Source organism: Aeromonas sp. 160P (assembly GCF_055193095.1).
Window position 1 is genome coordinate 1,719,702 of sequence record NZ_JBUXKV010000001.1, and the last position, 25,727, is coordinate 1,745,428.

Consider the following 25,727-nt stretch of genomic DNA (forward strand, 5'->3'; position numbering starts at 1 on the left):
ATTAATGCTCCTTCTTGGTCGGGATCGGGCGGGACAAGTCTGGTTGTGGCGCACTGTTGGCGCTGGCATCAGTCGTCCTTGGCTGAAGATGACGGGCATAACGTTTGATGATCGGCAGCTGTCTGGCTAGCGCCTTGTCGACGATGCCCGGCAGCAGGGCGTTGAGCCGTACGAACAGTTTTTCCGGCCAGCCGAGCCAGCTGCGGCGGGTTTCGTTGCACAGGGCGATGATGGCCTCTTCGGCTACTTCCTGCGGGCTGTCGGTCTGGGTGCCGAGCGCCGCATTCATCTCGTAGGCAGCTTCCGAGTTGAGTTTGGTGCGGGTAGCGCGGGGGGCGAAGTGCAGCACTTTGATGCCGCTGCCTTCCAGCTCCCGTCCCAACGCTTCGCTAAAGCCGCGCATGGCAAATTTGCTGGCGCAGTAGACGCTGTAACCGGGGTAGCCGATGCTGCCCAGGCTCGAACCCATGTTCATGATGATCCCCGGCTTGCGCAATCTGGGCAGCAGGGCGCGGGTGAGCTGGATCGGTGCCTCGATATTGAGCAGCAGCTGGCGCTCCACCTGTTCAAAGCTCTGATCTTCCAGCCAGGCAAACTGGTTGCAGCCGGCGTTGTTGATCAGGATGTCGATTCCGTTCTCCAGCGCCGGGTGTTGCAACAGCTTGGCCCGCTCCTGGGCAGAGCCAAGATCGGCAAGCACCACCTGATGGCGCTCGGGATGAGGCAGTGACTTGCACAACCGCTCCAGTACCGGACCGCGGCGGCCGTGCAGCAGCAGGTGGGCCCCCTGGGCCGCCAGCTCCTGCGCCAGCTCTTCGCCTATGCCACCGCTGGCGCCGGTGAGCAGCACGAGTTTCCCTTCAAGCTTCATGGTGTGGGTTCCCTTTTTGCTGTCTGCTGATCCGCTGCCCATTTACGAAGTGGCGGTGAGGTTGTAGAGCATCTCGCCATAGAGGCGGTAGACCACCTTGGCCCCGTGGATGATGGCCGCCTGATCCGCGGGACTCTCGACCCTGTCCATCAGGGATTCAAAGAACTTGAGGTGCTCCTGATCCAGAGTGCCGTGGGAGCTCAGGTAGCTCATCGCTTGCGGAGGCAGTCCGAGGCCGCTCTTCAGCTGGTCGGCCACGGTGAGGGCGATGGCCACGCTGGTGCCTTCCAGTACCTGCACCATGCCGAAGAAGCCCATGGGGTTGCCGCGCTGGATCTGGTCGTATAGGAAGGCAACCATCAGCTCGATGGGCAGCCCCGGCTGGCCGTGGCGCACCGCCTCGGCATCGCCGCCACAGGCGCGGATATCATTGAGGATCCACTCCTGATGGCCATACTCCTCGTCGATGTACTCGGCAAGGGCACCGCGTACCCACTCGTACTCCTGACCCAGCTTGCCGCCGGTTGCCATCAAGAGCGGAACGGTCTGGCGCACGTGGTAGTAAGCCTGCGCCAGAAAGGCGAGATAGGTGTCACGGCTGATGTCGCCACGGCGGCAGGCTTCGATGATGGGGGCGTTGAACAGATGCTCGCGCTCACTGGCAGTGGCTTGTTGCAGAGTCTGATAGAAGCTCATGATGATTCTCCGGTAAGGCATTGGCTAATTTGCTGGGAAAAGTGTTGGTAAATTTCGTTACGACGGGGGCGTCCGTTGGCGGTCAGCAGCCCGGGATGTTGATCCAGCGCTACCGGCAACCAGTGGTGCAGCCGGGCATAATCGGGCAGCCGCTGGTTCAGACCTGCGATCTGGCGTGGCAGATCCGCCTCTTTGCCCGGCAGGGGCTGGATCAGCGCCACGTTGGCGGGCTGACCATCGCCAAAGACCACGATGCGGGCGATGGCGGGGCAGAGCTGGGCCTCGGCTTCCACCCACTCCGGTGAAAAATTGCGGCCAAAGGCAGTGATCTGGACATTCTTCTTGCGCCCGGTGATATGGAGGTAGCCGTCATCATCCAGATGACCCAGATCGCCTGTGGCGATCTGCATGGCAGAAGGTTCGCCAGTGGCAATCTGTTCGGGAGTTGGTTCGCTGCTGCCGAGATAGCCCAGCATGGCACTGCCGCTCACCATAATTTCGCCGTCGCTGGCGATGGTGACCTGACAGTGGGGCAGGGGGCGGCCCACGCTGCCGGGCTTGTCAGCATCCGGGCTGTTGAGCGCCACCACTGAGCCGCACTCCGAGAGGCCATACCCTTCATACACCGGCAGGCCAAGCTGGCGAGCATGAGCGATAAGGTCGGGGGCCACTTTGCCGCCACCGACCGCAATAAAGCGCAATCCCTTGAGCTGCTGGAGCAGCATCGGCGTGCTGGCACACAGCGCCAGCAGCAGGCGCAGCAGTTCGGGCACCAGCACCAGACTGTGGGTCGGCCAGCGCAGCAGGGCTTCTCCCAACATGGCAGGGTTGAGCGAGCTGGAGCCGCTGAAGCCGAGCTCCCCGAGTGACGGAATGCGGCTGCAGGCGCCGGTCAGCAGCGGCACATAGAGGCCGGTGATGTTCTCGAGCAGGGTCGCCAGCGGCAGCAGGGTCAGGTGTTTTTCCACCTTGGCTGGAGCGACTCGCTCGGCCAGCGCATTGCTCACCGCCATCATCTGGGTCAGTGACAGGCAGACGCCTTTGGGCTGTCCCGTGGTGCCGGAGGTGTAGGTGATCTTGGCGGTGCCCTTGGGCAGCGCCGGTCGATTGGCCGGGGTATGGCGCCACAGCGGCAGCTCGCCGGTGATCAGCGAGAGGTGCTTTGCCGCATGCCAGCCCTGATGATGGGGGCCCACCAGCGCATCGGCGCCGCTGCTCTCCAGCAACCACTCTTGCTGGGCCAGGCTGAAGAAGTGGGGTACCGGGATGACCACGATTCCCGCCTTGCTACAGGCCAGATCCATCAGCGCCCAGGGCAGGCCGTTATCCAGTTGCAGGGCCAGACGGCTGATCCCCGCCTGTTCCAGTTGGCTGGCCAGACGCTGGATCTGCTGCCACAGGGTCTGATAATCCAGACGCTGCTGGCTGCTCAGCAGCGCAGGGGATTGCGGATTCTCGCGGGCATGTTTGGCGATGGCGTCGAACAGGCTCATTGGGCGCACCTTTTTTGATGGGTCTGGTTGTCACTGCTCTCGCTGGCATCGTCAAACAGGGTCGGCATGGGGGCCAGCAGATTGAGCAGCAGGCTGCTCTGGGCCAGCACCTCGCGCCCCTGATTGATGTCACCCACCATCACCTTGGGTTGGCAGCGGTAGTATTCGCCCCAGGCATCGGCATCGGCACCCACCTGATGGGCCTCTGCGAGAGCCAGCTCCACCGGATTAAGTTGCAGCCGGGCAAAACTGTTGCGCAGCTTGGCGGTGCCGGTAAAGACCACGTAGTCGAGGGTGTTTTCACACAGCAGACGACACAGCGCCGCAAACATCAGGCGGGCATTGCCCGGTTCGCTGCAGGCCAGATTGCCCACTTCGATAATGCGGTTGCGTGCCGGATAGACCCCGAGGCGAGTATTGATGGCGGCCTCGATGGGTTGCTCCAGATACTGTTCCAGATAGAGAGGCCCCTCGCTGGCATGATTGAGACCACAGGCACCGACCAGGGTCCCGTCCGCCCGATAGAGCCCCAGCAGACAGGGCAGAAAATGGGGGATGCGGGCGTTGAACTCGAGGGTGTAGGCGGCCTGGATATAGGTTTGCAGCGCCATGACCTGCTGCGGGGAGTTAGCTAGCAGCAACCGGTAGGGGGCTTGGATCTCGATGGTCATGGGTGACTCCTTCTCTTGCGATGGGTTTAGAGTAAAAGGGCAAACTTAAGAAACCCTTAAGGAGCCAAAAAGATTCGGCAAACCATACCGGCTGAACCGGGTTGAAAAACAGTTGCCAGCGGCAGGCATGGCAGGCAATCTGCGCCGCTGTCACTGTTGAGGAACCGCCATGTCATCCACCGTCTGCTGCCCCCTGTGTGCCAGCCATCGCAGTTATTCCCTGCCGGTAGCAGGCAAGCGCTATCATCGCTGCCTCGCGTGCGAGCTGGTTTGGCTGGATGAGGCGGATCATCTGGATGAGGCGGCGGAGAAAGCGGTCTATGACGGTCACGACAACCGGGTGGATGATCCCCGTTATCGCTCTTTTCTGATGCGGGCTTTTGGCGAGGTGTTGAGTCGGGTAGCGACCCCTGCCTGCGGCCTCGATTTTGGCTGCGGCCCGGGCCCTGCGCTGATGGCGATGGGGCGCGAGGCGGGTTACCAGATGGCGGGGTATGACAAGTTCTACGCCGATTTTCCCGAATTGTTGGCGCGCCAGTACGACTTCATCACCAGTACCGAGGTGATCGAGCATATCGCCGCGCCACGGGCCGTGCTGGAGCAGTTGTGGGCCTGCCTCAAACCGGGCGGCCTGCTGGTGTTGCAGACCCAGCGGGTGCTCAGTGACGAGCGGTTCAAAAACTGGCGCTATCGCCATGACCCGACCCACATCGTCTTCTTTGCCGAGGCGTCGTTTCAGACGCTGGCCGCCAGCTGGCAGGCCGAGCTCAGCTTCCCTCACGCCGATGTGGCGGTATTGCAGAAAGGCACGCCGTGAGGCGTGCCTTCGTCTTTTACTCGGCGGTTTCTTGCTCGGCTCTACTCCTTGTAGCCCTTGTCTTGCCACTGGTAGTACATCAGGGCAGATTTGACGCCAATTGACTTGAATGGCTCTGGCGGCAGCCACATCGGCAGGGTCTGCTCCGCGTGGTTGAACCAGGGGTGCTCCTTGCCCTGATAGAGGCTGGCCACGATGTCGCCAAACAGGAAGGAGAGGTTGATGCCGTGGCCGTTGTAGCCGAGGGCGTAGTAGATGTTGTTGTGATCCCCCATCACCCCCACCGCTTCGGTGCTGTCGCCGGTCATGCCAAGCACCCCGTCCCACACCTGCTCAAATTTGATCCCCTTGAGGGCCGGATAGAGGGTCACCAGCTCGGTCATCATCATCTCGCTGACCCGGTTGAGATCGCCCTTGTAGTTGAGGCCATCGTTGAAGACATACTCGGCATTGCCGCCACCGATGACGATGCGGTTATCCGGGGTCAATACCAGATGGAACAGGATGTTGCGGGTGTCGTAGTAGGGCACCCGGCTCTGCCACTGGATGGCGGCCAGCTGCTTTTTGCTGAGCGGTTCGGTGACGGCGCTCTGGGCGTGCACCGGAAAGACCCGGCCGCTGAAGTAGCCAAGCTTGGAGGTATAGCCGTTGGTCGCCAGCACTATGCTGTCGGCGGTTACCTTGTAGTTGTCGGCCACATTCAGTTCGATCTGCTTGCCCTCTTTGATCCCCATTACCGGGCTCTGCTCATAGATGGTGACGCCTGCCTGCTCCACCGCCTTGCGCAGGGCGTTGACCAGTTTCATGGCGTGAACCTGACCGCCATTGGGGTCGTAGACAGCCCCCAGGTAGCGATCGGTGCCGAGTTTTGCCTCTGTGGTATCGGCGTTCCAGTACTGCAGCGGGATGCCGAGGCGATTGGCGGTTTTCACATAGTCGCGGTACTCGGGGATATCCTCCTCATCGAGGATCGCCTCCACATAGCCATCGAGCTTGAGATCGGCCTCGACGCCGGTTGAGGCAACCAGCGCCTGCAGCTTGCGCATGCTGGCGACGGTGAGATCGTAGTGGCGCTTGCTCGCTTCCCCCTCTTCGTCGAGATCCATCACCTCGGAGCCCGGCAATACCATGCCGCCATTGCGGCCCGAGGCGCCACTGCCCACCTGCTTGGCTTCGAAGATGGCGATCTTGAGCGACGGATTGGCCTTGGCCAGATGCCAGGCGCTGGAGAGGCCGCTGTAGCCGCCGCCGACGATGGCGATATCTACCTTCATGTCTTGCGCCAGCGGGGCGCTCTGGGCTGCCGGTTTCTCCTTGAACCAGTAACTGGTGTTGGGCTCAAAGTCGCTCATTTTGGGGCCGCAGGCGGCGAGAAAAAAACAGCTGATGCACATGGTCAACGCTCGTTGGCAGAGGGTGGTTGGATTCATCTTCTACTCCGGTTACAGATACAAAATTTCAAATCATTCAATCGGGTTGGGCGGTATTGACCCGGCGACCTATGTCCCGCAGCCGGGCCAGCTGATCGGCAAGACCGGGCCCTTCATCCAGACTGGTGACGAAGTTCCAGAGGTAGGTCATCACAGCATAGACATGGCCTGCCGAGACCTGGGGCTGGGCTATCAGCATGGTGATGGCCAGCAGGAATAGCAGGGAGGCGCTGATACCGACCGCCAGAAAGGCGAGTGCCTCCCGATCCGAAATCCGGATGCGCAGCCAGGCCAGCGCGCGGTAGTGGCGGGAGAGGCTGGCAGACTGGGCATGAGTGACCAGCTTGACCTCGTGTTCCAGTCGATCGTTGAGCCGCTCGTGCAGCAGCTGGTTCTTGCGCGAAAAGCCGGGCAGCAGCAGGCCGAACAGCAGCAATACCCCCATGCAGGCGATGCCGACCCAGAACTCGATCACCATCAGCATCACGGCCGCCCCGACGATGGAGATCAGGCTGGTCGCCAGGATCGGGATATGTTTCTCGAAGAAGTCGACAAACTCCCGCGCCAGGGTGACCCGCGCCACTATGGTGGATTGTCGCTCCTGCTGCTGGCGCTGGGTCAGGATCACCGGCACCGCCAGTGCCGCATAGATATGGGTAAAGGTGCGGGTATCGACAGCCCGGCGCAGGGCGCCGATCAGCCAGAACAGCAGTACGATCAGGGCGTAGCTTGAAGCCTGCCACCACTGCCCCTTGACGATGGCGTCGATGGCAAAGCCGGCGAACAGGGGATAGACCACCAGCAGGATGTTTTCGAGGGCCACCAGCGAGAAGGTGCCCGCCAGCTTGAGGGGATTGGCCCGCGCAATCGCCCCCAGCGAACGACCGGCCGAGTGTGGCAACGGCGTGGCCTGCTCGTTGCAACTGGCTGCCGAAGTGGTTGGTGTTGTCATGGGTTATCTCCTAAGATGTCGGAAACGCTCAGTTTGAGCAAGTGCTCAAAGTTTGTTTGAGCGCTCGCTCAAAGTCAAGCAGGTCGATTGGTATCGCAGGAGGTCAGATGGCACGCCCATCAGCAGAACAGCGTAAAGAGATGATCATCGAGGCCGTACTGGCCCTGTTTCGAGAGAAGGGGATGGCGGCATCGTCTACCCGTGATATTGCCGAACGCACAGGTCTGGCGCGCAGCCACGTCTACCACTACTTCAAGGATTGGAAGGAGCTCTGCCTCTGCGCCGTGGAGCGTTTCACCAGTCAGGAGATCGACGAGCAGCGGCAGTGGTTGCTGCCGCTGCCCGCCCGCGAAGCGTTGCCGCTGTTCGTGCGGGACAACCTGCCGACCAGTCAGGATGCCTCCTGGGCCATTTATCTGGATGCATGGAACGAGTCGCTACGCGACCCGGTATTTGCCGAGAGTTACCGCAAGACCATTCAGGCATGGCGCGAGGTGCTGGAGCAGATCCTGCAAAAGGGGATCGACAGCGACGAGTTTGTGGCGGGCGATGCACGGCGACTGGCGCGCCAGATCACCTCGCTCATCAACGGCTATGCCGATGACCTCATTCTGGAGCCGACCCCCGAGACGGTAGAGGCCACTTATCAAGAGATCATGCAAGTGGTCAATCAGCTGGTCTTGCCCCCGGCCCACTCATAGCGGCGCAGGAAAACAAGGGAGGGGAGGCGCGCTAGCGTGGTGCCTCCCCCGGTTTTGTTGGCCACCAGCCGGGCGCGCGATGGCCAGATACCAGGGAGCGGTTGTTGATGTCGATTACCCATTTGTCACTGCAAGATGCCCGTCATCTGCAACTGGCGGCGCAGGGGCTGCTGGTCCCCCGTCGCAGCAAGGCGACCCCGGCCGATCTGCTGGCCACCATTCGCCGCATGGCGCTGCTGCAGATCGATACCATCTCGGTGGTGGCTCGCAGCCCCTATCTGGTGCTGTTCAGTCGGCTTGGCCACTACGAACCGCGCTGGCTGGAGCTGCTGTTGGCCGACGGCGAGATCTTCGAATATTGGGCTCACGAGGCCTGTTTTGTGCCGCGCGAGGATTATCGGCTGTTGCGCCACCGGATGCTCGATCCCGCCGCCATGGGCTGGAAGTTTTCGGCCAACTGGCTCGCAACACATCAGCAGGAGATTGACCAGCTGATCGAGCGCATTCGTCAGCATGGCCCGGTGCGGGCGGCTGACTTTGAGCGCAAAGAGGGGAAGGGTAATGGCTGGTGGGACTGGAAGCCGGAGAAACGCCATCTGGAGGTGTTGTTTACCACCGGTCAGCTGATGGTGCGGGAGCGGCGCAACTTTCAGCGGGTCTATGACCTGGCCGAGCGGGTCATCCCCGAGTGGAGCGACCAACAACATCTGCCGAGCGTCGAGCAGGCGCAGCGGGATATGGTGCGCGCCAGCTGCCGGGCGCTGGGATTGGTCAAAACCGGCTGGGTGGCGGACTACTACCGGCTGCGGCGCGGTAAGTACGACGCCCTGCTCCATCAACTGGCGGACCAGGGTGAGCTGTTACCGGTGCGGGTGGAGGGGTGGCAGCACGGCGCCTTTGTGCACGCCTCGCTGGCCGATGAGCTGGCAAGGGCGCAGGCGGGCACCCTCAAGGCAACCCATACCACCGCCTTGTCGCCGTTCGATCCGCTGGTGTGGGATCGCAAACGGGCTAGCGAGCTGTTCAACTTCGACTATCGCATCGAGTGCTATACCCCGGCCCCCAAGCGTCAGTACGGCTACTTCGTGTTGCCCTTGCTCCATCGCGGCAAGCTGGTGGGCAGGATGGATGCCAAGGCTCATCGCCAGCAGGGGGTGTTCGAAATCAAGAGCCTCTATCTGGAAGCCGGGGTGAGAGTGACCCGCACCCTGGCGCAGGATCTGGCGAAAGCGCTGCACAAGCTGGCTGACTGGCACCAGACACCGCAGCTTCGTTATGGTGCCATTCCGGCCAATTTGCTGGCGTTGTGGCATGAAGGTGCCCCTGCAAAGTGAGCTCTATCCCTGCTGGACTAAGCTGCAAGGGGGATAAACAGTTCGGGAGCGGGAGATGAAACGAGCGGGAACATGGTGGGCGGGATTGGCGATGGCCATCTTGTCCCCCGCGCTATGGGGGCAAGAGCCGCCAGTGAAGATCTGTCTGGGGGAGGGCAACGAGTGGGCCCCCTTTACCTACTGGGAGCGCAAGGACGGGGTGCCTGATACCAGCCGCCTCACCGGCTCGGCCACCACCTTGGTGCTCGATGCCCTGCAACAGAGCGGGCTCTCGCACCAGATCCGCTATCTGCCCTGGGCGCGGGTGCAGCAGGAGCTGGCGGATTATCGCCAGAATGGTCTGTGTGAGCTGACCTGGGATGCCAGCTACAAGCCGGAGCGGGCCGAGTTTGCCTTCTACAGCGTGCCCCTCTATTACACCCACCTCGGTTTCTTCTATCTCAAGCGCCGTTTCCCCGAGCCACCGGATCTGCAAACGGTCAATCGCGCCCGGGTGTGCGGAGTGATCGGCTACAACTACACCCCCTATGGGTTGGCGCAGGAGCCACGCCGGGTCAAGCAGCTGCAGCAGGCACTGGACATGATGGGGCGGGATCGCTGCGACTTTCTGCCGAGTGAAATAGAGCCGCTGATGAGCGGCATCAGCCTTGGCATCTACCACAGCGAGAGCGGGTTGCTGCATCTCGCCTATCCCGGTCGCAAGGGATTTTATCTGCTGGTGAGCAAGGGCTCACCGCGCGCCCATGAGCTGGTGAATACCCTCAATCAGGCGCTGGTGGCATTTCAGGAAGGGGGGCATGCCGACGAGGTGATGCGCCGTTTCTTGTTACCGATGGAGTAACCACGAACAGCGGCCGTCACTATGGGGAGCAGATGAACAGAGGGCCAGCCGGTGCAAACCGGCTGGCCCTCTTGGTTAGTTAGGCGGTGTTACGAGGTGAGTCGTCAGGCCGCCAGACGGGTCAGCACCTTCACCAGCAGCTCGATACGCGGGGCAATGCTGGCCAGATCCAGATACTCCTCGTCACTGTGGAAACCTGCGCCGATGGGGCCGAGGCCATCCAGTGTCGGGATGCCGAGGGCGGCGGTCAGGTTGGCATCGGAGCCGCCCCCCACCTCCTGCCAGCTGATCGGCAGATCCAGTTCGGCACCACACTCCTCCACCAGCTGCATCAGTGCCTGAGTGCCCTCTGACGGTACCATGGCTGGCTTGTGCGCCTCGCGTGTCAGCCGGATGGTAACCCCTTCCAGATGGGGACGCTCGACCAGGGTGAGCAGGTGATCGTTGATCTGCTGGTACTCCTGATTGTCCCAGAAACGGACATCCACCACGGCGCTGGCATGGGCTGGCACTATGTTGGCGCCGTTGCCCCCCTCGACAACACCGATGTTGAGGGTGGTGCCGCTCTCGAAGTTGGTCAGGGCGTTGATAGCGAGGATCCAGTGACCCAACTCGGTGATGGCGCTGCGTCCTTTCTGCGGCTCGTTGCCGGCGTGAGCTGCCTTGCCGGTGAAGTCGATGCGATAACGGGCCATCCCCTTGCGGGCCTTTACCAGCGAACCGTCGGCGCGGGCCGCTTCGGCCACCAGCACCTGTTTCGCCTGTTTGGCCACCGCTGCCAGCCAGTCGCTGGAGTGCAGGGAGCCGATCTCTTCATCAGGGTTCATGCAGACGCAGATGCTCAGGCGATCGCGCACCTCGCTGGGCAGTTCACGCAGGGCGTAGACGATGTTGAGCAGCCCGGATTTCATGTCGGAGACCCCGGGGCCGTAGGCGCGCTCGCCATCGACGCTCATCGGGCGGGCAGCGGCGGTGCCGAGCGGGAAGACGGTATCCATATGGCCGATCAGCATTACATCGATCTGCGCCGCATCAGGCTGGTTGCGGATCTCCAGCCCCACTCCGGCGACGCCGCAGTCGACCCGTTTGATCTGCCAGCCGCCCATGGCTTCATATTTGGCGGCCATCAGGTCGGCCACTGCCGCAATGCCCGGCTGGTGCAGGGAGCCGCAATCCAGATTGATCAGCGGGGCCAGTTCGGCCAGGTATTGATCCAGAGAAAAAGTCATTGATTGCTCCACTATCAGGTCCGGGGTTAGAGAAGGATGTTCATCACCAGCATGGCGCCGAAGGCGTTGAGTACCGAGATGGCGACCATGATGGGGATGTAGCGCCCTTCGGTGCCGATACAGCCGAGGATGCGGCCCATGTACTGCACCTGCGAGCCCATCAGGTAGATGGCCGGAGCCAGAATGGCGATGTGGGTGCCGTTGAGGATCCCCTGATCGAACAGGGTAATGACCACGCCGACCGCGCCGCCCATCGACATCCAGGCGCCGATCAGCACGGCTGCCGCCTCACCGGGCAAGCCGAAGATGGCCATGATAGGTGCAAAAATGGCACCCATGGCATCCAGCGCGCCGGTGATCTGCAGCGCCTTGATGATGACGAAAGCCATCAGCACGTTGGGGACGGTGGAGGTGGTGGCGATGACCCAGCCCTTTTTGGCCCCTTCGACGAAGATATCGGTGACGATGGGTTTTTTGACGTTGGCCTGGCTCATTTGGCTTGCTCCTGAGTGTTGAGAGTCTGCGGGGTGTTGCTGCTATCGACGTGCTTGCCTTCGGTCATGTTGAGATAGACCCGGAACAGGTTGGCACCGACAAACTTGAAGGCGAACATCACAATAACCGCCAGACCGATGGAGGAGCTGACCGCCGGGCTGCCGTCCGCCAAAGTCAGGGTGAACAGCACGGCGCCGGAGGAGAAGAAGTTGACTATGGTGGCACCCGCGGAGAACTGGAACATGGTGAACACGTCGGTTTCACGCTTGGTGATCAGCCCTTCATCCTTGAGCTGGCGGGTCATGGCGGCACCGGCATCGGTACTCTGCAGGGAGGCGATCAGCGCCAAACCTGTGTTGCCGGGGATCCCCATCAGCGGACGCAGCAGCGGGGTCAGCAACTTGCGGGCTGCTTCCAGCGCGCCGTAGTGCTCCAGTACGTTGATCATGCCGAGGGCGAACATCACGGTAGGGATCAGGGTCAGGGCGAACAGGAAGCCATCACGGGCACCATTGCCCCCCTTGCCGCGCATGTCGGTCATGGCGGTCTTGATGCCGTCACCGTTCTCGCTGACGCTCTGCACCATGGTGCCGAACGAACCGTTCAGCGTGGTGAAATCGAAAACCCCGTACCACTCGCCAGATTGCAGCAGCCCCGAGAAGAAGACCACGGCAAAGGCCAGTGCCAGGTAACTGCCTATGCTCACCGAGCGTGTTTTATCCGTCATCATTAAGCTCCATATGAATAATTATTTAATCTGAGTAATTATGATTGATATGGATATCAATAAATTGACGATGGTCAAAAGGGTTTGCTGCAGATGACGAGTGTATTGGTGTTATGTGACGGAGATCGTGATGTGGCTGGGCGATAATATTGTTTTTATCGAATTTGTTGAGTGAATAAAAAGCAGGGCTGGATCGCGGGGCAATAAAAAACCGGGCACGAGGCCCGGTTTGGTCAATCAGTTAGATGCTCGGTGATTACTGGAATACCAGCACCATCAGCAGACCAACGGTAATGGCAGATACCAGGAAGGCAAAGCCATAGAACACATAGTGGTGCAGCTTGGTGGTGTGGATCCCCAGGTCGTGCAGACCGTGGTAGATACGGTGCATGCCGTGCCAGATTGGCAGGGCGATGAGCACCAGCAGGATGCAGGCACCCCACCAGGAGCTGGCGAACGCGTGCACGCGATCAAAGCTCATGGTTTCTACGTCCATGATACCCATGGGTACCAGCAGACCGGTGATGAGGACAATGACCGGCAGCAGCATGGCAACGACCATGCCACCCGCACCAAACAGACCCCAGTAAATTGGTTCGTCAGAACGTCTCATTGTTTTCTCCTCAGGCCACGATGATCAGGACAAGCAGGGAAACCACCGCCAGCGCCACATATTGGACGAGTACGATCGGCTTCTCTGGCACCAGGTCTTCACCACGGAAGATACGCATGGCTTTCGGCGCCAGGGCGAACCAGGTCTTGGCATGGAACAGGCACGCCGCCAGGGCGATGACATGGAACAGGATGGCGATCGGGCTTTGCAGGGATTCCAGCCAGCCGTTGAACGCTTCCTGACCCTGAACCAGACGCATCAGGCCCCACATCAGCACGACGGCATAGATGGAGACGAAGATACTGGTGCCTTCACGGATCATGTAACTGGTGTAAAAGGAGCTCTTTAGCCACCAGTCTTTCTTCATTTCGCGGACGTAAGGCTTACGTTTGCTATTGGTGTTGTTCATGGTCTCATTCCTGATCTCAATCTGGCTTGAACATGGCGATCATGTAGTCCTTGGCGCTTTCGACCTTGCCAAGCTGGATGGCTGCGGCCGGATCCACACCTTTCGGGCAGACTACCGAGCAGTAGCCAACGAAGGTACAACCCCAGACGCCTTCGTCCTGGCTGATGATCTTCATCCGCTCTTTGGACGCGCCATCGCGGTTGTCGGCGTTGTAGCGATAGGCCAGAGCCAGTGCTGCCGGACCGGTGAACTGCTTGTTGATGCCATATTGCGGGCAGGCTGCATAGCACAGACCACAGTTGATGCACTGGGAGAACTGGTGATACTTGGCCATTTCAGCAGGGGTCTGCTTGTATTCGCCATCACACAGGCTGCGCGGTTCGCTCGGGATGATGTAGGGCTTGATGCTCTCCAGCTTCTCGATGAAATCGGACATGTCGACCACCAGGTCACGCTCAATCGGGAAGTTGTTGAGCGGCTCGATAGTCATCTTGCCTGGCAGATAGTCGCGCAGGAATGCTTTACAACCCAGCTTGGGTACACCGTTGACCATCATGCCGCAAGAGCCGCAGATCGCCATCCGGCAGGACCAGCGGAAGCTCAGGGTAGAGTCCAGGTGATCCTTGATGTATTGCAGGGCATCCAGCAGAGACATCTCTCTGAGGTACGGTACCTGGAAGGTCTGCATCCAGGGTTCATTGTCCTGCTCCGGGCGGTAGCGCAGGATTTCAATTTCAATCATCTCAGCCATTCTTCTTAGCCTCGTCTTGTTTCTCACCTTCGGAACCGTACACGCGTTTGGCCGGTTGGGATTTAGTGATCTTCACATCGGAATAATCGATGGTCGGGGCGCCTTCCGGTGCGTAGAAGGAGAGAGAGTGCTTGAGGAAGTTCACGTCATCACGCTCTTCATAACCGTCCAGACGCTGGTGGGAACCACGAGACTCTTTACGGTTGATGGCGGAGTGAGCCATGGCTTCGGCCACGTCCAGCATGTAGCCCAGTTCGATGGCGTACAGCAGGTCGGTGTTGAAGACAGAGGACTTGTCGTTGATCTTGACCTTCTTGTAACGGGCTTTCAGCTCGTTAATCTTGTCGATGGTGCCCTGCATCAGCTCTTCGGTACGGTAGATACCGACACCGGCTTCCATGGACAGACCCAATTCGTTGCGGATATCCGCCGGATTTTCGGTACCGTCGATGTCCATCAGCGAGAGGTGCTGTTTGATCAGCGCTTCGGCTTTGGCGAGCAGTGCTTCGGTATTGCCGTGTTGCTGAGTCGCTGCGAATTCGGCAGCCTGTTCACCAGCCAGCTTGCCGAATACCACGATCTCGGACAGCGAGTTGGAACCCAGACGGTTGGCACCGTGCAGACCGACGGAGGCACACTCGCCTGCGGCGTAGAGGCCAGGCATGCGGGTTGCGCACTTGTTGTCAGTCTCGATACCACCCATGGTGTAGTGGGCAGTCGGACGTACCGGGATCGGCTCTTTGGCCGGATCCACACCCACGTAGGCCTTGGCCAGTTCGCAGATGAAAGGCAGACGCTCTTTCAGGTACTTCTCGCCAAGATGACGCAGGTCAAGGTGAACCACGTCGCCCATCGGGCCCTGGATCACGCGGCCTTTTTGCTGCTCTTGCCAGAATGCCTGAGAGAGACGGTCGCGCGGACCCAGCTCCATGTGTTTGTTTTTTGACTGGCCAATCGGCGTTTCCGGGCCCAAGCCGTAGTCTTGCAGGTAACGGTAGCCATCTTTGTTCAGCAGAACACCACCCTCACCACGGCAACCTTCGGTCATCAGGATACCGGTGCCAGGCAGGCCGGTCGGGTGATACTGGACGAACTCCATATCACGCAGCGGTACGCCGTGACGATAAGCCAGCGCCATACCATCACCGGTGACGATGCCACCGTTGGTGTTGTAGCGGTATACACGACCTGCGCCACCGGTAGCCATAATCACGGATTTGGCCTGGATGAAACGGGTAATGCCGTTCTGGATATCAAAGGTCAGCACGCCTTGCACACGGCCATCATCCACGATCAAATCGAGACAGAAGTGCTCATCGAAGCGCTTGATGGTCGGATATTTGATAGAGGTCTGGAACAGGGTATGCAGAATGTGGAAACCGGACTTGTCTGCTGCAAACCAGGTGCGTGGGATCTTCATTCCACCAAAAGGACGCACGTTGGCTTTGCCATCCGGCTTGCGGCTCCAGGGGCAACCCCAGTGCTCAAGTTGGACCATCTCTTTGGTCGCGTTGTTGACGAAGTAGTCGACCACGTCTTGCTCGCACAACCAGTCACCACCGGAAACGGTGTCATTGAAGTGGTTTTCGAGGGAGTCGTCATCGCGTACTACGCCTGCAGCACCGCCTTCCGCAGCCACTGTGTGGCTGCGCATCGGATAGACTTTGGAAATCAGGGCGATTTCGAGTTCCGGATGGGCTTCTGCAATGGCGATAGCGGCACGCAGGCCAGTACCACCGGCACCGATGATGGCAACATCGGTCTTGATAATATCCACATCTGCCTCCTTAGGGATAGATTTGCTGGGCACAATTTTGCTCTATGAAAAAAATTCAGGCTTGATGCAAGTCAAACTGCTAGGTTTTAGTCCGTTTTTCTTACTGGTTTTTTTGTAAAACACCCAAATCCCTGGATGAAAATGTCGTTATTATCGCCATTTATGGTGTTGCTGAGCAGTTAAACACCTTGCTATGAATACTTTAACCCCAAGATTATACGTAGTTTTCTTTCAACAAAATGCGAATTGCCTCTCTTTTTAGGTATTTTCAAAAAAATTTTAAGTTTTTAATTATGTCACTAGCTTGACAATAGTTATCATTTGTATTTGCCATGAAAATAAGTAATCCAATGTCGACCATCAAGCAGGAGCTTAAGGCCACAAGTGGATAACGAGAGCCATGATGTCGCAGGAAATGAGTAGCAGACAGGATCTTGGGTCGAAGATCACAATTAGTAGAATTTGTGGATCACGGATGAAAAATGGTCATCTGCAGTTTGTTATATTGGCAATCCAATTGGCAACCCACCTCAGTACAGAGTTGTTAAATAACATAATAATCAAGGTGATATGGAAATGAATAATAACTTTATCAAAGGCAGCGTGGCACTGGCCGTGCTGGCTGCACTGACTGGCTGTAATACCTCCACTAATGACACCGTTGCACCCTGTACCGAAAATGTCTGCAAACTGACCATACTGCACACCAACGATACTCACGGCCGCTTCTGGCACAACGCAGAAAATGAGTACGGCATGGCCGCCCAGAAGACCCTGGTCGATCGACTGCGGGCCGAGGCCAAGGCCGCTGGCAGCGAGGTGCTGTTGCTCTCTGGTGGTGACGTCAACACCGGGGTGCCTGAATCCGACCTGCAGGATGCCGAGCCGGATTTCATGGCGATGAACAGCATTCGCTACGACGCCATGGCTGTGGGCAACCACGAGTTTGACAACCCCCTAACTGTGCTGGAGAAGCAGCGCGAGTGGGCTAAGTTCCCCATGCTGTCGGCCAACATTTACGACAAAGCCAGCGGTAAGCACTATTTTGACCCCTACAAGGTGTTCACGCTGGAGAGTGGTCTCAAGGTCGCTGTATTGGGCCTGACCACCGAGGATACTGCCCAGCTGGTGGATCCCGACAACGTGAAAACCCTGGCGTTTCGCGATCCGACCAGCGAAGCGGCCAAACTGGGCCAGCAGATCCGCAGCAACAAGGAAGCCGATCTGGTCTTTGCCATCACCCATATGGGCCATTACGAGAATGGTCAGCATGGCAGCAATGCACCGGGTGATGTAGAGATGGCTCGCGCCCTTCCTGCGGGTACCCTTGATGCCATTATTGGTGGCCACTCCCAGAATCCGGTCTGTATGGAGCCGAGCAAGATCAACAAGTACGCCAATTTTCAACCGGGTGATACTTGCCAGCCGGATCAGCAGAAGGGCACCTGGATCATGCAGGCTTACGAGTGGGGCAAATATGTGGGTCGTGCCCAGTTTGACTACCAAAATGGCAAGTTGACCCTGACCAGCTATGAGCTGATCCCGGTCAACCTTGTCAAGCGTAACGCTAAGGGCGAACCTATCGACAACCAGGGTAAGGCCACATCAAATCCTGCCTTGATGCAGTGGGTACAAAAAGAGATTACCAAGGATCCTGATCTCTATCGCACGCTACAGAAATACCAAGATAAAGGTCAGCAGGAGCTAAATGTGCTGATAGGTTCTACCGACGGCCAGCTGGTTGGTGATCGCAACTCGGTTCGCAACAAGCAGACCAACCTTGGGCGCCTCATTACCACTGCCACTACCAGCAAATTGGCGGCCGACTTTGGCATCGTCAACTCCGGTGGTGTGCGTGACAGCATCCCTGCCGGTGATATCACCTATCGCAGCGTGCTGCTGGTTCACCCCTTTGGCAACACAGTCAACAAAGCGGTTTTGAAGGGGAGCGATCTGGCGACCTATCTGGGTAAGGTAGCTACCAAGACCCGCAACACCGGCGGTTATGCCCAGTTTGGTGGTATCAACATGGCGGTAGACTGCCAGGCCAAGAGCGTCAATATCACCAGCATCGGTGGCAAGGCGTTTGACCCGGCGGCTACCTACAGCTTCGCCATCCCGAGCTTCAGCGCCTCTGGTGGTGACGGTTATCCGAAGATCGATACCATCAACGCCGGGCTGGTGGATGCCGCTGTGCTGAAGGAGTACATCGAGATCAAGAAGGTCATCAATGTGGCTGATTACCAGCCAGCCAACGAAGTGAGCTACCTGAACTCCACTGCTAGCGAAGGGTGTAACTGATTCGTTATCGGGGCTTGTCGTCCCTGATGCAGCCATAAAGAGCAGCCAGTGGTCTGTCTCTGATATACGGAAATCCCCAAGTATCACTTGGGGATTTTTTTCGCCTTGTTTCTCTTGCGTGACCTGAAGCTTTTATCACTCTTCATCAAGGTTCTGACATGGCTGTCACTGATTGGTCGAGTATGGCTGCCTGGCCCTATTTACATGGCGTTTTACACCGCGTTGCATCACAGGTTGGCGGCGATCCGCGCGCCGAGCGCCGCGTTGTTCAGTACCAGCTGGATATTGGCGGCGAGCGAGTTGCCGCCGGTCAGCTCGCAGACGCGGGCCAGCAGGAAGGGGGTTGACGCCTTGCCCTTGATCCCTTGCTCATTGGCTTCATGCAGCGCCTGGGCAATGGCCGCGTCGATATCGGCCTTGGGCATCGCAAACTGGGTCGGGATAGGGTTGGTGACCACAGCGCCGCCCGCCAGTCCCAGCTCCCACTTGAGGCGCAGCGCCTCGGCGATGGCGGCCGGGGTATCGAGCCGGTAATCAACCTTGAAGCCGCTCTCGCGGGTGTAGAAGGCGGGCAGCTCGCCCGTTTGATAGCCGATCACCGGTACGCCCTGGGTCTCCAGATACTCCAGAGTCAGCCCGATATCGAGGATCGACTTGGCGCCAGCGCAGACCACGGCTACCGGCGTCTGGGCCAGCTCCTGCAGATCGGCGGAGATATCGAAGGTCTCCTGCGCGCCGCGATGTACCCCGCCAATGCCACCGGTGGCAAAGACCCGGATCCCCGCCATGGCGGCGATGATCATGGTGGAGGCGACCGTGGTGGCCCCCATCCCCTTGCGCGCCAGCACGAACGGAATGTCGCGGCGGCTGCATTTGGTCACGTCGTGGCCAGCCCGGCCCAGCGCTTCTAGCGCACCGGCATCCAGACCCACCTTTAGGCGGCCGTCGAGGATGGCGATGGTGGCCGGAATGGCGCCGTTATCGCGCACCACCTGCTCCACCTGACGGGCCGTTTCCACGTTCTGCGGATAGGGCATGCCGTGGGAGATGATGGTGGATTCGAGGGCGACCACCGGTTTGCCAGCGGCCAGCGCGGCAGCAACTTCCGGTTGGATATCGAGGTAAGCGTTCAGCATGAGTACTCCTCCAGTATGCGGTCAACGGCGGTCTTGCTCAGACCGGAAAAAACGGTATCGGAACAATTGACGGTGAGGGCGGCGCAGCCCAGGGCAAAGCGGGTGGTCTGGGCGATGTCGAGTTGTTGCAGCCAGGCGTGGGCGAGGCCAGCCATAAAGGCATCCCCGCCGCCGGTGACGTTGAGTACCGGACTGCCCAGCACCGGCAGGTGGCCCTGCTGCTCGCCATCGCTGTAGAAGATCCCCTGTTCACCCAGACTGAGGAACAGCCGCTTGACCCCGGCGCGGTGGAACCATGCGGCTACCATGGGCCAGGTTTCAGGCCCGGCAATGGTCATGCCGCACAGCTGCTCTGCCTCGCTGCGATTGGGTTTGAGGGTGTGGATCTTGCCGAGCCAGGGGCGGATCTTCTCCACCTTGGCCACCGAGACGGTATCGACAAAGATGGCGTGATCACCCTGCCGCTCGAACAGCCAGTCGAGGGTGTGGATGGCCAGATTGGTGTCGAGCACCCAGAGCCGGGCGCCACCGAGAAAGCCACCGAGCGGGGTCAGGCGGGCAGGGGTGAGCTGCTCGATAATGGCCATGTCGTTGATGGCGCAGCTCATCTCGCCGCTGCCGTCATGCAGGCTGAGGTAGCAGGAGGTGGTGTGGCCGTCGAGCACCAGGGTCTGGCGCACATCGACGCCGGCCCGCTGGCTCACTTCCAATAGATGGTGGCCATACTGGTCGTTGCCGACCGCGGTCAGCAACCGGGTATCGCTGCCGAGCCGTGCCAGATTTTCGGCGATATTGCGGCCAACACCACCCGCCGAGGTGCGCACCTTGCCCGGGTTGGAGTCACCGAGCAGCAGGTTGTCGTGGCTGGTGCCGCAAATATCCATATTGGCACCGCCGATCACCACCACGTAGGGGCCCTCTCGCAGTACATAGCCTCTGCCCTGCACATACCCCTGCCGGATCAGGCTGGAGATGTGGCTGGCCAGCGCAGAGCGGCTGATGCCAAGGCGATCGGCCAGCTCCTGCTGGGCAATCATGGGGTCCTGGCGCAGCAGGGCGAGGATCTCTTGCTCACGTTCCGTCATAGACAAACATCCAGTTGCAAACGTTTGTCTATTATTTCCAATAAACGTTTGCTGGCTATCGGGTTATCCAAAATTTGTCGGTTGGCGCACAAAAAAACGCCATTCGTGATGGGTTGGCGAGCGGTTGAGCCGGGCGGGGTACTTTTAACGGGTCGGTGGCCCCGTTGCTGCTTATAATGGCCGCCGCAAGATGAGGAGAGATGATGGAAAAGAGTGCATTCTGCTGCGTGGGGCTGGTCAATCCCAAGTCCCCGGAAAATGTCGGCTCCGTGATGCGGGCTGCGGGTTGCTACGGGGTGGACGAGGTCTACTACACCGGCAACCGCTTCGAGCTGGCGCGCCGCTTTGCCACCGATACCAAGCAGATGGTGGAAAAGATCCCGCTGCTGGGGGTGGATGATCTGATGGCGTTTATCCCACAGGGATGCGTGCCCGTGGTGGTCGATCTGATCGAGGGCGCCACGCCGCTGCCCGACTATGTCCACCCGGAGCGCGCTTTTTATATCTTCGGGCCGGAGGATGGCACCCTGGATCCCGCGCTCTACGGGGCGGTGCAAGATGTGGTCTATGTACCGACTCAGGGCTGCATGAATCTGGCCGCCTCGGTCAATGTGATCCTCTATGACCGCTTGGCGAAGGGCTATCGAGGGAGATAGTGCCAATACGGATCATTCAGGAGATGCGCTTGATGTGACGTTCTGTTCCTGCTCTTTGATAAAGCTTTGGTAGTAGTCATAGAGGTGATAACGGCGATATATCTCGGCCAGTGTGCCGTTGCGGATCAGCTTCACCATCTCTTGATCCCAGAGTTGTTGTAGCCGGCCACCCTGCTCTGTGTCGGCAAAAATGGGGTAGGTCGGGATCCAGCGTAAAAAAACGTGGTACATGTTGCTGGGGGTGGCATCGGTGGTATGAAGTACCCCGGCAGTCAGGTAATAGCGATAACGCCCTTTGTCGAGCAGTTGCAGGGCTATCTCGTCACTGTCGATTTCATGCCACTGCATGGCGACCGGGAGATATTTTTCCAGCGCCCATCCCCGTCGCCACAGCACGGTTTGTCCCTGCAGGCTGATCTCCCCTTGCCACTGTGGTTGCCAGCGCTTGAGCATCACTACGGTCAGATCATCAGCCGAGGCGGGATGTTCAGGTTGCCGCACACCCTTGACCTCGTCCCGATAGACGCTCATGGCCATATCGCCCTCTTGCCTGGCTATCATGGCGACGGCGCGTTTGTAGGGCACGATATGGGGCACGATCTGATAGCCGTGAGGTTGGTAGATGATTCGCACCAGATCGAGATAAATTCCTTTGCCATCCGGTTGGCAAAAGCCCGGCCAGTCATCGCAATAGACATCAATAGATGCTGCGCGGCAGTTAAAAGAGCCACAGAGATAACAGAGCAACAGGCAGGCGATGCGCAACATGGTCAGGGCAGGCCTTGTGTGAGTGGAAAACCGGATAGCCTGATTTATACCATGGCATCTATTGTGGTTATGCGGAGAAAAAATCTCTCATCTTCATTTTGCGACAGGGTCGAGGGTTATTTGCAGTTGGATCGTTATGATCGAGTAAAGATTCAATAGCACCCCAATCAGTAGAGGAGACTGCATTATGCCATCAATTAAAACTCTGCTCTGTCCTGTCGATTTTTCCCAAATGTCTCGTGCGGTACTCGACTATGCCGTGTTTATGGCGCAGAGCCATCAGGCCCAGCTCAAGCTGATCCACGTGGTTGATCAACTGCACGGTTTTGACAGCTACAAAATTCTGCATATGACGGCAGTGGAAATTACCCATGAGATGGAGCGTCAGGCTAAAACGCAGCTTAAAGAGCTGGTTGCAACCCTGCCGATCCCTGCCACCTTTGATATTCGCTTTGGTCGTGCCGCCGACGAGATCGTCATTCAGGCCAAGGATGATGAGGTGGATCTGATAGTGATGGGTAGCCACGGCCGTTCAGGTATCAGCCATCTGCTGGTCGGTAGCGTTGCCGAATCTGTGGTGCGCCATGCACCCTGCCCGGTACTGGTGGTGCGCCAATAACGCACCCCGTTTAGTGTGACAAGCGTAACAAACAAGGCCAGCGATTGCTGGCCTTGCGTTTTCTGGCTCTGTGCCCGCTAGCCGTGGGCGTAGATGACACTGCCACCCTTGATGGTATCTATGATAGCCCGGGCCTGCTCTTTGGGCAGGGCAGGGCAACCCCAGCTGCGGCCGAGCTTGTCATATTTGCGCAGATGAGTCGGGCTGGCATAGGTGGCGCCGTGCACCACTATGGCACGTTTGCGGGCATTGCTGTTTTTGCCTGGGGTGAGGCCGTCCAGCCGCAGAGAGTAGCCATGCTTGCCCAGATAGGTTTCAGCGGTGCGATAGACGCCGAGGGAGCTTTGTCGGGAGTTGAGCTGGTTGGAAAAGCGCTCTGCGGCCAGCTCACCCGAGTTGCGGCCATGACTGACCCAGGTGTGATAGAGCAGCTTGTGGCGTTTCATGTCGATGACAAACAGCCTGCGCTGGGTAGACGGCTTGCTGTAATCGATGATGGTGAGAATAGATTTGCGCTTGTGGCGCACGGTTTGATAACTGTTGAGTGCTTGGCGAAAGGTCTGTTTATCCAGCTTGCCTGCCAGACCCAGCTGACGATAGAGACTCTGATCCCAGCTGGCATCTGCCGTGCTGCTCCAGATGAGCGACATCCACAGCAGTGGCAACAGCAGCCACCCACTTTGCCAGCCTCTGTTCCCGCGAACTTGCATCATCCGTGAATATCTCCTTTTGTACTCCCTGCCAACCACGCGGATACGACAGCCAATCCGCTTGATAGTTATATGCAAGGTGCTGAAAAGGGGCAATAAAAAAACCGGCCGCAGAGCGGCCGGAAGTAATTCAAACAGTAGACATTGGTATTACAGGGTATAACTGACTTCCAATTACTTAGAAGTTGTACTGCAGGGCAACAGCGACTACGTCGTCGGTGTTCTTGCCCAGTTTGGATTTGCTGGTAGAACCAACTTCATCCAGCAGGTTCAGCTTGTAATCAACGTAGGCATTGAAGTTGTCGGTGAAGTTGTACCAGGCACCGATAGATACGTATTCGGTGTAGGTATCATCGATATTGTTAGCAGTATCTTTTACATCAGTGCGCAGGTAAGCCAGAGAAGGCTTGAACTTGCCGATGGTGTACTGGGCTACGGCTTCGTAACCATCGTGCTTCTCGGCATAACCATTGAAACCATTACCGATAAACAGGTGGTCTTCACCGTGTGCATAGGTAGCAGCCAAATAGAGGTCACCGACTGCATACTTGGCACCGAAGCCCATCAGCTTGGCATCTTTGTCGCCACCAAAGGCGGCATAACGAGCCTGCTCGTCGGTTTTGCCAGCCTGGTTGTAGGCAGCGGACAGACCCAGACCCATATCGAAGTCATAGGCAGCGGCTACAGCAAAGCCTTCTTTGGAACCGTTTTTGTTCCAAGTGGAAACGCCCAGAGTTTTGAAGTCGGAACGGTCAGCATTCTGGACAGAGTTGTTACCAGTGAACTGGGCACCCAGGGTCAGACCATTCTGGTTGAACATGTACTTGGCAACGCCGTTGGTGCGGCCAGTACCGAATACTTCGGTGCCTTTACCTAGGCCGTCACCGCCCCACTCTGGCAGAACGTCGGTGTAGTCGTTCACGATGGCAAACAGACCATCCTGACGACCGTAGCTGAATGCGCCGAAACGGTCGTGCTTGATGCCAGCGTAGGCATAACGCAGCTCGTCGTTGTCAGAACCGGAGGTCGGCAGGTTGTACTCGGCAAAACCGAATGCTTTCATCTCGGGGGCAATTTTGGTCTCACCGCGCATGTTGACACGGAAATAGCTCTGATCACCTTCGGAGCCATTGTCGTCAGTACCGTAGTACATACCCTGAGCACGGCCGCCGATTTCCAGCTTGGTATCGTTCTGGTTGTAGACGGTAGCAGCATGGGCGCCGCTGGCCAGCAGCAGGCTGGAGATGGCGATAGTCAGTGCAGACTTCTTCATATGCTTTATTCCTCTGATGTAAGCACTTGGACCTGTACCGGTCCTTGTTGATGTGTGATCGGATTAGAGCCGATGGGGACAAGGTAGAGCTATTAACCTTGACTGGAGCTGAATCAGCTGTGGGTTAATCGCTGATGAGTTTGTTGTTATTACCAAAGTGCAAGCCCCTTCACATACCGTCACGCCAAGTAACGCTGTTTTTTCAGGCAGAGGCACCACAAGATCCTGTGTGGTTACCGGGCGTTTTTCACTGTGTTAGCGGTTTGGGTGGGCAGCCAAGGTCAGTGGGATCGTCGTGACACCTGATGAACCTTCCGGTTTACAGGCGGCCAGTGAAGCCGATGGCGATCACTGGCTCAATGAGGGATAGCGCCCTCTGAGTTTGCCGGTTCACAAGGCCGCAAAGGCATGAACTCACTCCTGCCAGATGGGATCGACTGCCATGCGCGCCAGCAGAAAGTCGAGGAAGCTGCGCAGCAGCGGCGACATCTGTTTGCGGGTGGCATACACCCCGTAGACGCCGAGCCGCTTGGGTTGCCAGTCGGTCAGCAGGGGTACCAGATCCCCCCGCTCCAGATAGGGTTGGGCCGAGTAGCGGGGCTGCAGGCTGATCCCGGCGCCTTCCAGCGTCGCCTCCAGCAGCAGGTTGGAGATATTGGCGCTCAGGTTGCCGCTGACCGGCACTGACTCGGGGCCATCCGGGCCATTGAACTCCCATAGGCTCTTGCCGAAGTAGGTGTAGGTGAGGCAGTTGTGCAGCGCCAGATCCTGCACTTTGTGCGGCATCGGATGGCGAGCCAGATAGGCTGGACTGGCACAGACTACCGAGTGGCAGGTGCCGAGACGGCGCGCCACCAGATTGGGGTCGAGGTCGTTGGTGATGCGCACCGCCAGGTCGATCCGCTCCTCCACCAGATTGACGGTTCTGTCGAGCAGCAGGATGTCGATGGCCGTCCCCGGGTATTGCGCCAGATAGTCGTTGGCGGCTCCGACCAATAAGGCTTCCGACAGGGAGTAGCTGCTGGTGATCCGCAGTTGCCCTTTGGGGGCGTCATCGCCCTTCACGGCGATCTGCTCCATCTCCTCGCCGAGCGCCAGCATGGCGCGGGCCCGGTTCAGCGCCTCCTCTCCCGGCCCGGTCAGGCTCAAGCGCCGAGTGGTACGGTGCAGCAGGCGGGCACCCATCCAGCTCTCCAGCTCGGCCAGATAGCGCGACACCATGGCGCGCGACATATCCAGTTTCTCTCCGGCGCCGCTCAGGCTCCCTTGTTCGACTACGCTGACGAAGACCCGTAATGCGGTCAGTCGATCCATGTATGGCTCTCTATATGTTCGATATGTGCAACAGTGATGTGCTTTTTATGCTGTATTT

Annotated in this window: 26 protein-coding genes; 7 read left to right on the plus strand and 19 right to left on the minus strand. The window is 58.7% G+C overall.

Features of this window, described 5'->3' with window-relative positions; all coding sequences use genetic code 11:
• Window position 1: 1 nt before the first annotated feature.
• The 4 genes from ACY8FN_RS08160 to ACY8FN_RS08175 are packed head-to-tail and all read right to left on the minus strand — an operon-like array spanning window position 2 to window position 3,731.
• The gene (locus tag ACY8FN_RS08160; protein WP_463099704.1) at window positions 2–871 is read right to left on the minus strand and encodes an SDR family oxidoreductase; all 870 of its coding nucleotides are present in this window, start codon (window positions 869–871) and stop codon (window positions 2–4) included.
• A gap of 42 nt (window positions 872–913) precedes the next feature.
• On the minus strand, window positions 914–1,567 hold the full coding sequence (locus tag ACY8FN_RS08165) for a TenA family transcriptional regulator (protein WP_463099705.1): 654 nt from the start codon (window positions 1,565–1,567) through the stop codon (window positions 914–916).
• Window positions 1,564–3,060, minus strand: coding sequence for an AMP-dependent synthetase/ligase (locus ACY8FN_RS08170; protein WP_463099706.1), 1,497 nt, complete (start codon window positions 3,058–3,060; stop codon window positions 1,564–1,566). Before ACY8FN_RS08170 ends, ACY8FN_RS08165 begins: the two co-directional genes overlap by 4 nt.
• Complete coding sequence (locus ACY8FN_RS08175) at window positions 3,057–3,731, minus strand: thermostable hemolysin (RefSeq protein WP_463099707.1); 675 nt, start codon at window positions 3,729–3,731, stop codon at window positions 3,057–3,059. Before ACY8FN_RS08175 ends, ACY8FN_RS08170 begins: the two co-directional genes overlap by 4 nt.
• Window positions 3,732–3,900: 169 nt before the next feature.
• Here ACY8FN_RS08175 and ACY8FN_RS08180 point away from each other — a divergent pair, with 169 nt between their 5' ends.
• A complete protein-coding gene (locus tag ACY8FN_RS08180; protein WP_463099708.1) occupies window positions 3,901–4,548 on the plus strand; it encodes a class I SAM-dependent methyltransferase in 648 nt (215 codons plus the stop codon).
• 41 nt (window positions 4,549–4,589) lie between these two features.
• Here the strand turns inward: ACY8FN_RS08180 and ACY8FN_RS08185 are convergent, their stop codons facing one another.
• Window positions 4,590–5,978: an NAD(P)/FAD-dependent oxidoreductase gene (locus ACY8FN_RS08185; RefSeq protein ID WP_463099709.1), complete on the minus strand. Its 1,389-nt coding sequence runs from the start codon at window positions 5,976–5,978 to the stop codon at window positions 4,590–4,592.
• Between the two features lie 37 nt (window positions 5,979–6,015).
• Entirely contained in the window at window positions 6,016–6,930 is a 915-nt protein-coding gene (locus ACY8FN_RS08190) for an ABC transporter six-transmembrane domain-containing protein (protein ID WP_463099710.1), read from the minus strand.
• A gap of 107 nt (window positions 6,931–7,037) precedes the next feature.
• Between ACY8FN_RS08190 and ACY8FN_RS08195 the strand changes: the two genes are divergently transcribed.
• The 3 genes from ACY8FN_RS08195 (at window position 7,038) to ACY8FN_RS08205 (ending at window position 9,806) form a co-directional block, all read left to right on the plus strand.
• Complete coding sequence (locus ACY8FN_RS08195; RefSeq protein WP_463099711.1) at window positions 7,038–7,631, plus strand: TetR/AcrR family transcriptional regulator; 594 nt, start codon at window positions 7,038–7,040, stop codon at window positions 7,629–7,631.
• Between the two features lie 107 nt (window positions 7,632–7,738).
• Window positions 7,739–8,965 carry a winged helix-turn-helix domain-containing protein gene (locus ACY8FN_RS08200; protein ID WP_463099712.1) on the plus strand — a complete coding sequence of 409 codons (1,227 nt, stop codon included), beginning with the start codon at window positions 7,739–7,741 and terminating at the stop codon, window positions 8,963–8,965.
• Window positions 8,966–9,056: 91 nt separating this feature from the next.
• Window positions 9,057–9,806: a substrate-binding periplasmic protein gene (locus ACY8FN_RS08205; RefSeq protein WP_463101146.1), complete on the plus strand. Its 750-nt coding sequence runs from the start codon at window positions 9,057–9,059 to the stop codon at window positions 9,804–9,806.
• Window positions 9,807–9,910: 104 nt separating this feature from the next.
• Here the strand turns inward: ACY8FN_RS08205 and ACY8FN_RS08210 are convergent, their stop codons facing one another.
• The 7 genes from ACY8FN_RS08210 to frdA form a co-directional block, all read right to left on the minus strand.
• Window positions 9,911–11,035, minus strand: a complete 1,125-nt coding sequence (locus tag ACY8FN_RS08210) for a M20 family metallopeptidase (RefSeq protein WP_463099713.1) — start codon at window positions 11,033–11,035, stop codon at window positions 9,911–9,913.
• A gap of 26 nt (window positions 11,036–11,061) precedes the next feature.
• Window positions 11,062–11,529 (minus strand): YjiG family protein, encoded by a 468-nt coding sequence (locus ACY8FN_RS08215; RefSeq protein ID WP_101325506.1) that lies wholly within the window; start codon window positions 11,527–11,529, stop codon window positions 11,062–11,064.
• On the minus strand, window positions 11,526–12,257 hold the full coding sequence (locus ACY8FN_RS08220) for a nucleoside recognition domain-containing protein (RefSeq protein ID WP_069526405.1): 732 nt from the start codon (window positions 12,255–12,257) through the stop codon (window positions 11,526–11,528). The genes ACY8FN_RS08215 and ACY8FN_RS08220 overlap by 4 nt, the downstream gene beginning before the upstream one ends.
• 256 nt (window positions 12,258–12,513) lie before the next feature.
• On the minus strand, window positions 12,514–12,870 hold the full coding sequence (frdD, locus tag ACY8FN_RS08225; protein ID WP_463099714.1) for a fumarate reductase subunit FrdD: 357 nt from the start codon (window positions 12,868–12,870) through the stop codon (window positions 12,514–12,516).
• A gap of 10 nt (window positions 12,871–12,880) precedes the next feature.
• The gene (locus ACY8FN_RS08230) at window positions 12,881–13,279 is read right to left on the minus strand and encodes a fumarate reductase subunit C (protein WP_042020381.1); all 399 of its coding nucleotides are present in this window, start codon (window positions 13,277–13,279) and stop codon (window positions 12,881–12,883) included.
• 16 nt (window positions 13,280–13,295) lie between these two features.
• Window positions 13,296–14,030 (minus strand): succinate dehydrogenase/fumarate reductase iron-sulfur subunit, encoded by a 735-nt coding sequence (locus ACY8FN_RS08235; protein WP_042020382.1) that lies wholly within the window; start codon window positions 14,028–14,030, stop codon window positions 13,296–13,298.
• A complete protein-coding gene (gene frdA, locus ACY8FN_RS08240) occupies window positions 14,023–15,807 on the minus strand; it encodes a fumarate reductase (quinol) flavoprotein subunit (protein WP_042020383.1) in 1,785 nt (594 codons plus the stop codon). The genes ACY8FN_RS08235 and frdA overlap by 8 nt, the downstream gene beginning before the upstream one ends.
• A gap of 576 nt (window positions 15,808–16,383) precedes the next feature.
• On the opposite strand from frdA, the gene ushA reads away from it, so the two are divergent.
• Window positions 16,384–18,108, plus strand: a complete 1,725-nt coding sequence (ushA, locus tag ACY8FN_RS08245) for a bifunctional UDP-sugar hydrolase/5'-nucleotidase UshA (protein ID WP_463099715.1) — start codon at window positions 16,384–16,386, stop codon at window positions 18,106–18,108.
• A gap of 227 nt (window positions 18,109–18,335) precedes the next feature.
• Here the strand turns inward: ushA and ACY8FN_RS08250 are convergent, their stop codons facing one another.
• Together ACY8FN_RS08250 and ACY8FN_RS08255 are read right to left on the minus strand one after the other, a co-directional pair.
• On the minus strand, window positions 18,336–19,244 hold the full coding sequence (locus ACY8FN_RS08250; protein ID WP_463099716.1) for a pseudouridine-5'-phosphate glycosidase: 909 nt from the start codon (window positions 19,242–19,244) through the stop codon (window positions 18,336–18,338).
• The gene (locus ACY8FN_RS08255; RefSeq protein WP_194495536.1) at window positions 19,238–20,329 is read right to left on the minus strand and encodes a PfkB family carbohydrate kinase; all 1,092 of its coding nucleotides are present in this window, start codon (window positions 20,327–20,329) and stop codon (window positions 19,238–19,240) included. Before ACY8FN_RS08255 ends, ACY8FN_RS08250 begins: the two co-directional genes overlap by 7 nt.
• Before the next feature lie 203 nt (window positions 20,330–20,532).
• Here ACY8FN_RS08255 and ACY8FN_RS08260 point away from each other — a divergent pair, with 203 nt between their 5' ends.
• Complete coding sequence (locus tag ACY8FN_RS08260; RefSeq protein WP_101325501.1) at window positions 20,533–20,985, plus strand: RNA methyltransferase; 453 nt, start codon at window positions 20,533–20,535, stop codon at window positions 20,983–20,985.
• 12 nt (window positions 20,986–20,997) lie between these two features.
• Here ACY8FN_RS08260 and ACY8FN_RS08265 read toward each other — a convergent pair whose 3' ends face one another.
• Entirely contained in the window at window positions 20,998–21,753 is a 756-nt protein-coding gene (locus ACY8FN_RS08265) for a substrate-binding periplasmic protein (RefSeq protein WP_463099717.1), read from the minus strand.
• A gap of 187 nt (window positions 21,754–21,940) precedes the next feature.
• On the opposite strand from ACY8FN_RS08265, the gene ACY8FN_RS08270 reads away from it, so the two are divergent.
• A complete protein-coding gene (locus ACY8FN_RS08270) occupies window positions 21,941–22,372 on the plus strand; it encodes a universal stress protein (protein WP_068978010.1) in 432 nt (143 codons plus the stop codon).
• Window positions 22,373–22,449: 77 nt separating this feature from the next.
• Here the strand turns inward: ACY8FN_RS08270 and ACY8FN_RS08275 are convergent, their stop codons facing one another.
• The 3 genes from ACY8FN_RS08275 to ACY8FN_RS08285 all read right to left on the minus strand — a co-directional run bounded on the left by ACY8FN_RS08275 (window position 22,450) and on the right by ACY8FN_RS08285 (window position 25,669).
• Window positions 22,450–23,085: a murein L,D-transpeptidase catalytic domain family protein gene (locus tag ACY8FN_RS08275; protein WP_101347771.1), complete on the minus strand. Its 636-nt coding sequence runs from the start codon at window positions 23,083–23,085 to the stop codon at window positions 22,450–22,452.
• A 175-nt stretch (window positions 23,086–23,260) separates the two neighbouring features.
• Entirely contained in the window at window positions 23,261–24,355 is a 1,095-nt protein-coding gene (locus tag ACY8FN_RS08280) for a porin (RefSeq protein WP_463099718.1), read from the minus strand.
• Between the two features lie 414 nt (window positions 24,356–24,769).
• A complete protein-coding gene (locus ACY8FN_RS08285; protein ID WP_463099719.1) occupies window positions 24,770–25,669 on the minus strand; it encodes a LysR family transcriptional regulator in 900 nt (299 codons plus the stop codon).
• Window positions 25,670–25,727: the final 58 nt, after the last annotated feature.